Consider the following 6,890-nt stretch of genomic DNA (forward strand, 5'->3'; position numbering starts at 1 on the left):
TCCAGGCGCAGCGCGTCGCCGTGGACCTCGCGCCACGGCACGAGCAGCTCCGCCGCCCGGTCGGGCCGCCCGGCGGCGAGCGCCCGGCCCACGTCCGAGTCCGGTCCGAGCAGCACCACCAGGCCGTCGCCCCGGTTGCCGGCCCACGGGAGCAGCGGGGCCCCGTCGCCCGCGTGCGCCGCCGTGACCAGCCGGCACAGGTCGGCCCAGCCCCGGCCGCCGTCCCGGGCGAGGAAGGTCGCCCGGGGGGCCGACTCGTCCACGAAGGCGCCGCCGCGCACCGGTGTCCGCCGCCGCTCCCGCCGTACGGCCTCCCGTGCCTCCACCGCCAGGTCCACCCCGAACAGCGGGCGCACGCCGGCCCCGGCGCACGCCTTGGCGAAGCGCACGGTGCCGGCGAGGGTGTCGCGGTCGGTCAGGGCGAGGGCGTCCATCCCCCGCTCCGCGGCGCGCTCGGCCAGCCGCTCCGGGTGGGACGCCCCGTACCTCAGGGAGAACCCGGAGACGGTGTGCAGATGCGCGAAGCCCGGCACGCACACCTCCCGTACTCGTGAGCCCCGAACGACTCTCGAACATCAGTTCCCAATTTCCCCACCACCCACCATACCCCCATTCTCGAACGTGTGTACGACACGTGTCGGAGCGCCCCTCACCTGCGCAAACACACCAGGAAGCCCCCCGCGCGGTGGGCGCGCGGGGGGCTTCCCGGTGTGGTCCGTCAGCGGAGGGGGACGTCAGTAGACGTGCACCCCGTAGGCGCTCAGCGCCTCGGTGACCGGCTGGAAGAACGTCGTACCGCCGGAGCTGCAGTCGCCGCTGCCGCCCGAGGTCAGGCCGTAGGCCGTGGTGCCGCCGTACAGCGGGCCGCCGGAGTCGCCGGGCTCGGCGCAGACGGTGGTCTGGATCAGGCCGGAGACGATGTCGCCGCCGCCGTAGTTCACCGTGGCGTTCAGCGCGGTGACCCGGCCGCTGTGCGTCCCGGTCGTGGACCCGCGCCGGTAGACGGTCGTACCCACGGAGGGCGTGGCCGCGCTGGTGATGTCCTGGCTGCCCACGGCACCCGACTTGGTCACCGAGCTGTTGGTGTAGCGCACGATGCCGTAGTCGTTGCCGGGGAAGCTGGATCCGGCCGTGGTGCCGAGCGTGGTGCTGTGGGAGGAGTTCGACCACCAGGTCCCCGCGCCGTCGGTGCAGTGCCCGGCGGTCAGGAAGTAGTAGTTGCCGCTGGAGTCCTGGACGTTGAAGCCCAGCGAGCAGCGCCAGCCGCTCGCGTAGATGGCGTCGCCGCCGGAGATGAGCTTGTTGAACCTGCCCGGTGTGTGCTTGACGACCAGGGCGTCCGCGGTGGCACCGGCCTGCTTCTTGATCTTGGCGATCTCGGCCTGGGACACCCTGCTGTCGACGGTGACGACGACCCGGTGGGTCTTGCCGTCCACCGCCCAGGCCGTACCGGGGATGTCGGCCTTGAGGACGGAGTCGCTCGCCTTGGCGAGCTGGCTCGCGCTGAAGGCGGGGGCGTCGCCGGCGTTCGCGGTGGGGGCGTCACTGGCGTTCGCGGTGGGGGCGGCGAACGCGGCTGCGGCCAGGAAGCCGGTGGCCACGGCGGTCAGCCGGGTCCGTCTCGCCGTGGTGCCGCGGGGAGTGGTGCGCTTGTTCCTCACTTGTCGTTCCCCTCCAAGGGAAGTCGGGGGCCCGCGTGGGGTCGGGGCCCGTGAGGCGCAGCCAGGGGCCGACCGGAATCGAATACGCATGCCCCTGACAAGCGCTGGGGGGAGTATTCGGCCGAACGGCCGGTCGGCACAAGGGTGCCTTTCGGCCGACGGCCCGGAACCACCCGAACGACCCAAGGCGGCCCGGACCGGCGCACCGCAGGTCAGCCCAGCCGGCGCTCCCCCGCCTCGATCGCCGCGTCCAGCGTGTTCCCGGGGGCAGGGAGGGGGCAGATGAAGTGGTCCGCGAAGGCGCACGGCGGGAGTTGGGCACGGTTGAAGTCGACGGTCGTGCGCCCCTGCGCGTCCGGGGCCGGCGCGAAGAGGAAGCGGAACCGGAAGCTCGTGCCGCCGCTGGTGGCATCGGCGAACACCGCCCACAGCAGCCCGTCCCCCTGCTGGGCGACCTTCAGCGTCCGCTCCCGCCCGTCCAGGGAGAAGGCGAGTTCACCGGCGAGGGCGAAGCCCCGCTCACGGCCGTCCGCGTTGCCGAGCCGGATGGTGCGCGTCGCGTCGTACGGCGTGAACCGTCCCGGCACCGACCACCGGGGGTCGTAGGGCTCGGCCTCGATGCCCCGGAAGGCCTGCCGGGCGGCGGAGCCGGGGTCGTACACCCGCACGCCCCACACGCCCTCGCGTACCAGCACGACCAGCCGCTTCGCGCCGAGCGCGACCCGCGACCCGGACTCCGGACCGCTGTCCGCGGCCAGTCGGGCCTCCCCCGCGAAGGGCCGGCCGTCCAGGGTCAGGCCGTCGGACTCGCCGGCGACTAGCACTACCCCTGCCTCGCCTGCCACCCACTTCCCGGGAATGTCCGGAAGTCGACCCTCCGGATAGTCTTCGAGCCAGTGCGTCGCGGTCAGCGCGAGCGGCCCGTAGGGCGCCGCCACGCTCTCCACGCGCTGCTCGTGCCACTGCTTCCAGGCGACGGACTCGTCGGTCGTCATGCCATCGTTTCCTTTCCATGGTGAACGGCTCGTCATGATCGGCTCTCCCCGGCGGCGGGCGGGAGCCCGGGGCGGCCCCCGGAACGCGGCCGCCAGGTGCAGGCGCGGCACGGTCACGGCGTTCCCCCGGCCACGGCCGTCGCCCCGCGGACGGTGTGCGGGCCGGCGGGCCGGGCCAGGCCCAGGTGCTCGCGCAGGGTGCTGCCCGGGTAGAAGGTGCGGAACCGCCCGCGGTGCTGGAGCAGCGCCACCGTGCCGTTGACCAGCCGCTCCAGGTCGCGGCGCGGTTCGACGGGGACGAGGTGGAAGCCGTCGGTGACGCCGTCGGCGTGCCAGCCGGCCACCAGCTCCGCGAGGTCGACCGGACCGCCCCGGTACAACGGGCCCCGCACGGTCGGCCGCGGGCCGCCGCCGTGCCCCGGCTCGGCCGCGTACTCGCCGTCGCCGAGGTCCACCAGCAGGCTCACCAGGACCCGGAGCGCGTCCGGGTGCCGACCGAAGGCCCGGGCCTCCTCGCGCAGCCGGTCGCGTGCGCCGGCGGCCTCGGCGGGCGCGGCGGCGCGCACCAGGGCGACGTCGGCGTACCGGGCGGCGACCGTACGGGCGGGGCCGTCGGTGGCGTCGACCACGCGCACGGGGTGGCACTGCGGCGGCCGCGGCACGGCCGACGGGCCCCGGACCGGGAAGGCGCCACCGGCGGAGTCGGCGCGGTGCGGCCGGTCGCCGTCGAGGAACGGGCCGGTGGCCCCGGCCAGGATCCCGGCGCCGTCCTCCCGGCCGTCCCACAGCCCCGCCGCGGCCTCGGCGGCCTCGTCCGTCTCCGGCCGGAGGGACCCGGTCCGGCCCGCGCGGCGGCGGCCGGACAGCCGGGCCTCCCCCTCGGCGGCGGACACGTCGAGCCGCCAGCCGGCCCGGCCCCGGCTGACCCGGTCCAGGGCGGCCACGGCGGCCTGCAGCCGGAAGGGCTCGGTGTGGGCGGCGGGGACGGTCCCCACCAGCCCGATCCGCCGGGTCGCGGGCGCCACCCGGCACAGCACGCCGAGCGCGTCGGGCCCGGACCGGCCGGAGGACTCGTCCAGCGTCACGAAGTCCAGCCCGCCCCGCTCGGCGAGCCGCGCCAGCTCCACGTACGCCCCGCCGTCGGCCGTCCCCGGCAGATCGAGGGCGGCCGCGAGGTGCAGCAGGCTACTCATCCCGGCCCCCCGCGCGTCCCGTGCCGCGACCGGTCCCCACCCTCACAGCACCTTCGCCAGGAACGCACGGGTCCGGTCCTCGCGTGGAGCGCCGAGCACCTCCCGCGGTGGCCCCTGCTCCACGATCCGCCCGTCGGCCATGAACACCACGGTGTCGGCGACCTCCCGGGCGAACCCGATCTCGTGCGTGACGACGATCATCGTGGTGCCCTGGGCCGCCAGGTCCCGGATGACGTCCAGCACCTCGCCCACCAGTTCGGGATCGAGCGCCGACGTCGGCTCGTCGAACAGCAGCAGCTTCGGCTCCAGCGCCAGCGCCCGCGCGATGGCGACCCGCTGCTGCTGCCCGCCGGACAGCTGCCGCGGATAGGCGCCGGCCTTGTCCTCGAGTCCCACCCGCGCCAGCAGCCGGCGCGCGTTCTCCACCGCCTCCGCGCGGGGCCGCTTCAACGCGGACACGGGCGCCTCGACGACGTTGTCCAGGACCGTGAGGTGCGGGAACAGGTGGAAGTTCTGGAAGACGAAACCGATGTGGGTGCGCTGGCGGAGCACCTCCCGCTCGGGCAGCTCGTGCAGCCTGTCCCCGGCCCGCCGGTACCCCATCAGCGTGCCGTCCACGGTGATCTCGCCCCGGTCCACCTTCTCCAGGTGGTTGATGGTGCGCAGCAGCGTGGACTTGCCGGAGCCGGAGGGTCCGAGCACGACGGTGACCTCACCGGCGCGCACCTGGAGGTCGATGCCCCTGAGCACGGCCAGCGTGCCGAAGCTCTTGTGCACCGACCTGATGTCGACCATGACACTCATCGCGCGAGTTCCTTTTCCAGTGAGCCGCTCAGCAGGGCCAGCACCGCCCGGGCGGTCGCGTCGTTCTGCCGGAAGGCGGGGCCGCCGGTGCGGGGGCGGGTGAAGGCGCCGGGGGCGCGGGCGTCGGTGTACGGGCCGAGGGCGAAGCGCCGGGGGTGCGGGCGCCCGGCACGGTCGAGGATCCGGCCGTCGCCGGGGTCGACCCGGAGCAGCCCCTCGGGGGTCTCGGCGGCGCCGTCGGCGTGCAGCTCGCGCAGCAGGCTGTCGCGGGCACGGCCGAGGGTGGGTTCGGGCAGCCGGGCCTCCACCAGGGCCCGGGCCTCGACGGAGAAGCCCGGCACGGTGGGGCTGGTGGCGCGGAACACGCCGTCCTCGGCGGTGACGGCCATGCCGGCCCCGACGAACCGGAGCAGTCCGGCGCGGGACAGCGCGAGCATCTGCCGCAGCCTGGGCCCGGGCGGCCCGGACGCCAGATAGCTGAAGAAGCCGTGCCACCAGGACCCGATGTCGCCGAGCCGCACCAACTGCCCGTAGACGGAGAGCAGTCCGAGGAAGACGGCCAGGTCGGCGCTGTGCGCGGGGTCGTGCCGGCGGGCGAGGTCGGCCTCGACGTACGCGCGGAGCCCGTCCTGGAAGTCGTCGTGCGAGGCGTACCGCACGCCCTCCAGCGGGCGGTCGAGCGCGCCGAGGTCGAGCCGGTCGGCCGGGTCCGGTACCGCGGCGGCGACCAGTGCCCGGGTCTCGGCGGGGTCGCCGGCCGCCGCGTACTTCTCCTCGAAGTCGGTCCAGGCGATCGCCGTACGCCCGGGGTGGGCGGTGAACAGCCGGTGGTAGTGGGCGAAGCCCAGCTCCTTCTCGACCAGCGGCCACACATCGCGCCGGAAGTCGAAGCCACCGGGCCGGGCGAGCAGGTCCGCCACCTCGGCGGGGCCGAAGAAGCGGGGCAGCGGGGGCCGGTCGCCGGTCCAGTCGTAGCCGATCTTCGAGTGGTACGGCACCCCGCGCCGGGAGCCGACGTACAGCACCGGCTCCCGCCCCGAGGGCACGTAGGTGTCGCCCTCGTACCGCCCGCCGCGCCCCTCGGTGACCAGCACCATCAGATCGACGAAGGCCAGCCCGAAGCCGCGGACGACGACCGGTGCGCCGGGTTCGAGGGCGCTCAGGTCGCTGTCGGCGGTGAAGTCGGGCGGCAGGTGCACCAGTCCGTGCTCCCGGGCGTACGCGGACAGTGCGGTCTGCTCGGGGTCGAGCTCGGCGTCCTGGTGGCCCACGGCGAGGATCACCAGGTCGGCCGGGAGCGGGTGCGGGCGGTCCTCCAGCCAGACCCGCTGGCGGCCCTCGCGCGGCCCGTCGACCCGCAGGGCGCGGTGCGGGTGGTGGTGCACGGTGACGTTCGGGGGCAGGTCGGCGCGGGCTCGGTCGTACACCCAGCGCAGATAGCGGCCCTGGAGCTGCCGGTCGGGGAAGGTGCGGCCGTCCAGTCCCGCCCACTCGTGCAGGGTGGGGCCCTCGCGCACCGGGGCGGCCATGGTCACCGTGTCGTCGGTGAACATGGTGACGTCCTCGGCCTGCGAGTTCATCCACAGCAGTGGTGACTGCTCCTGCCGCCAGATGCGTCCGCCGCCCGGCGGATGGGGGTCGACCAGGTGGATGTCGAGGCCCGGACCGGCGTACAGCTCGGGCGCGTTGGCGGCGAGGCGTTCCAGGATGCCGGTCCCCCGCGGACCGGCTCCGACGATCACCAGCTGCTGCCTCATCGCGCGTTCTCCGTGCCGCGGGCGTAGTGCCGCTCGACGTAGTACTGGCCGATGCCCAGCAGCGAGGTGACCACGGCGTACCAGAGGGTGGCGACCATCAGCAGCGGGATCACCTGGTAGGTGCGGTGGTAGATCAACTGGGCGGAGAAGAGCAGGTCGTTGACGGCGATGACACTGACGATCGAGGTGCCCTTGAGGGTGCCGATCAGCATGTTGCCGGCGGGCGGCACGATGGCGCGCATCGCCTGCGGCAGCACGATCCGCCACCAGCGCCGCCACGGGCTCAGGCCGAGCGCCTGGGCGGCCTCGATCTGGCCGCGGTCGACGGAGAGGATGCCGCCGCGCACGACCTCGGCGGCGTAGGCGGCCTCGTGCAGGGTGAGGCCGACGACCGCGACGGCGACCGGGCTGAGCAGGTCGACGGTCCGCACGCCGAACAGCCGTGGGTACAACGCCCCGATGTTGAACCACAGCAGCAGC

General features: G+C 74.6%; 7 protein-coding genes. All 7 read right to left on the reverse strand.

The window, feature by feature from the left end:
- On the reverse strand, positions 1-533 hold a 533-nt coding region (locus IE312_RS42960; RefSeq protein ID WP_229900722.1), incomplete at its 3' end, for a PHP domain-containing protein.
- A gap of 201 nt (positions 534-734) precedes the next feature.
- A complete protein-coding gene (locus tag IE312_RS33025; protein ID WP_189985914.1) occupies positions 735-1,661 on the reverse strand; it encodes a S1 family peptidase in 927 nt (308 codons plus the stop codon).
- A gap of 212 nt (positions 1,662-1,873) precedes the next feature.
- Positions 1,874-2,656 carry a DUF1684 domain-containing protein gene (locus IE312_RS33030; RefSeq protein ID WP_189985915.1) on the reverse strand — a complete coding sequence of 261 codons (783 nt, stop codon included), beginning with the start codon at positions 2,654-2,656 and terminating at the stop codon, positions 1,874-1,876.
- Positions 2,657-2,769: 113 nt separating this feature from the next.
- Positions 2,770-3,849 carry an LLM class flavin-dependent oxidoreductase gene (locus IE312_RS33035; RefSeq protein ID WP_189985916.1) on the reverse strand — a complete coding sequence of 360 codons (1,080 nt, stop codon included), beginning with the start codon at positions 3,847-3,849 and terminating at the stop codon, positions 2,770-2,772.
- Positions 3,850-3,891: 42 nt separating this feature from the next.
- On the reverse strand, positions 3,892-4,653 hold the full coding sequence (locus tag IE312_RS33040; protein WP_306419848.1) for an amino acid ABC transporter ATP-binding protein: 762 nt from the start codon (positions 4,651-4,653) through the stop codon (positions 3,892-3,894).
- Positions 4,650-6,410 carry an FAD/NAD(P)-binding protein gene (locus IE312_RS33045; RefSeq protein WP_189985917.1) on the reverse strand — a complete coding sequence of 587 codons (1,761 nt, stop codon included), beginning with the start codon at positions 6,408-6,410 and terminating at the stop codon, positions 4,650-4,652. The genes IE312_RS33040 and IE312_RS33045 overlap by 4 nt, the downstream gene beginning before the upstream one ends.
- On the reverse strand, positions 6,407-6,890 hold a 484-nt coding region (locus IE312_RS42965), incomplete at its 5' end, for an amino acid ABC transporter permease (protein ID WP_229900723.1). The genes IE312_RS42965 and IE312_RS33045, both read right to left, overlap by 4 nt.

Source organism: Streptomyces capoamus (genome assembly GCF_014654935.1).
Classification (GTDB): domain Bacteria; phylum Actinomycetota; class Actinomycetes; order Streptomycetales; family Streptomycetaceae; genus Streptomyces; species Streptomyces capoamus.

Coding starts and splice junctions, on each gene's coding strand:
- IE312_RS33030 (WP_189985915.1), bottom strand. CDS start 2,656: ATGACGACCGACGAGTCCGTCGCCTGGAAGCAGTGGCACGAGCAGCGC.
- IE312_RS33035 (WP_189985916.1), bottom strand. CDS start 3,849: ATGAGTAGCCTGCTGCACCTCGCGGCCGCCCTCGATCTGCCGGGGACG.
- IE312_RS33045 (WP_189985917.1), bottom strand. CDS start 6,410: ATGAGGCAGCAGCTGGTGATCGTCGGAGCCGGTCCGCGGGGGACCGGC.
- IE312_RS33040 (WP_306419848.1), bottom strand. CDS start 4,653: ATGAGTGTCATGGTCGACATCAGGTCGGTGCACAAGAGCTTCGGCACG.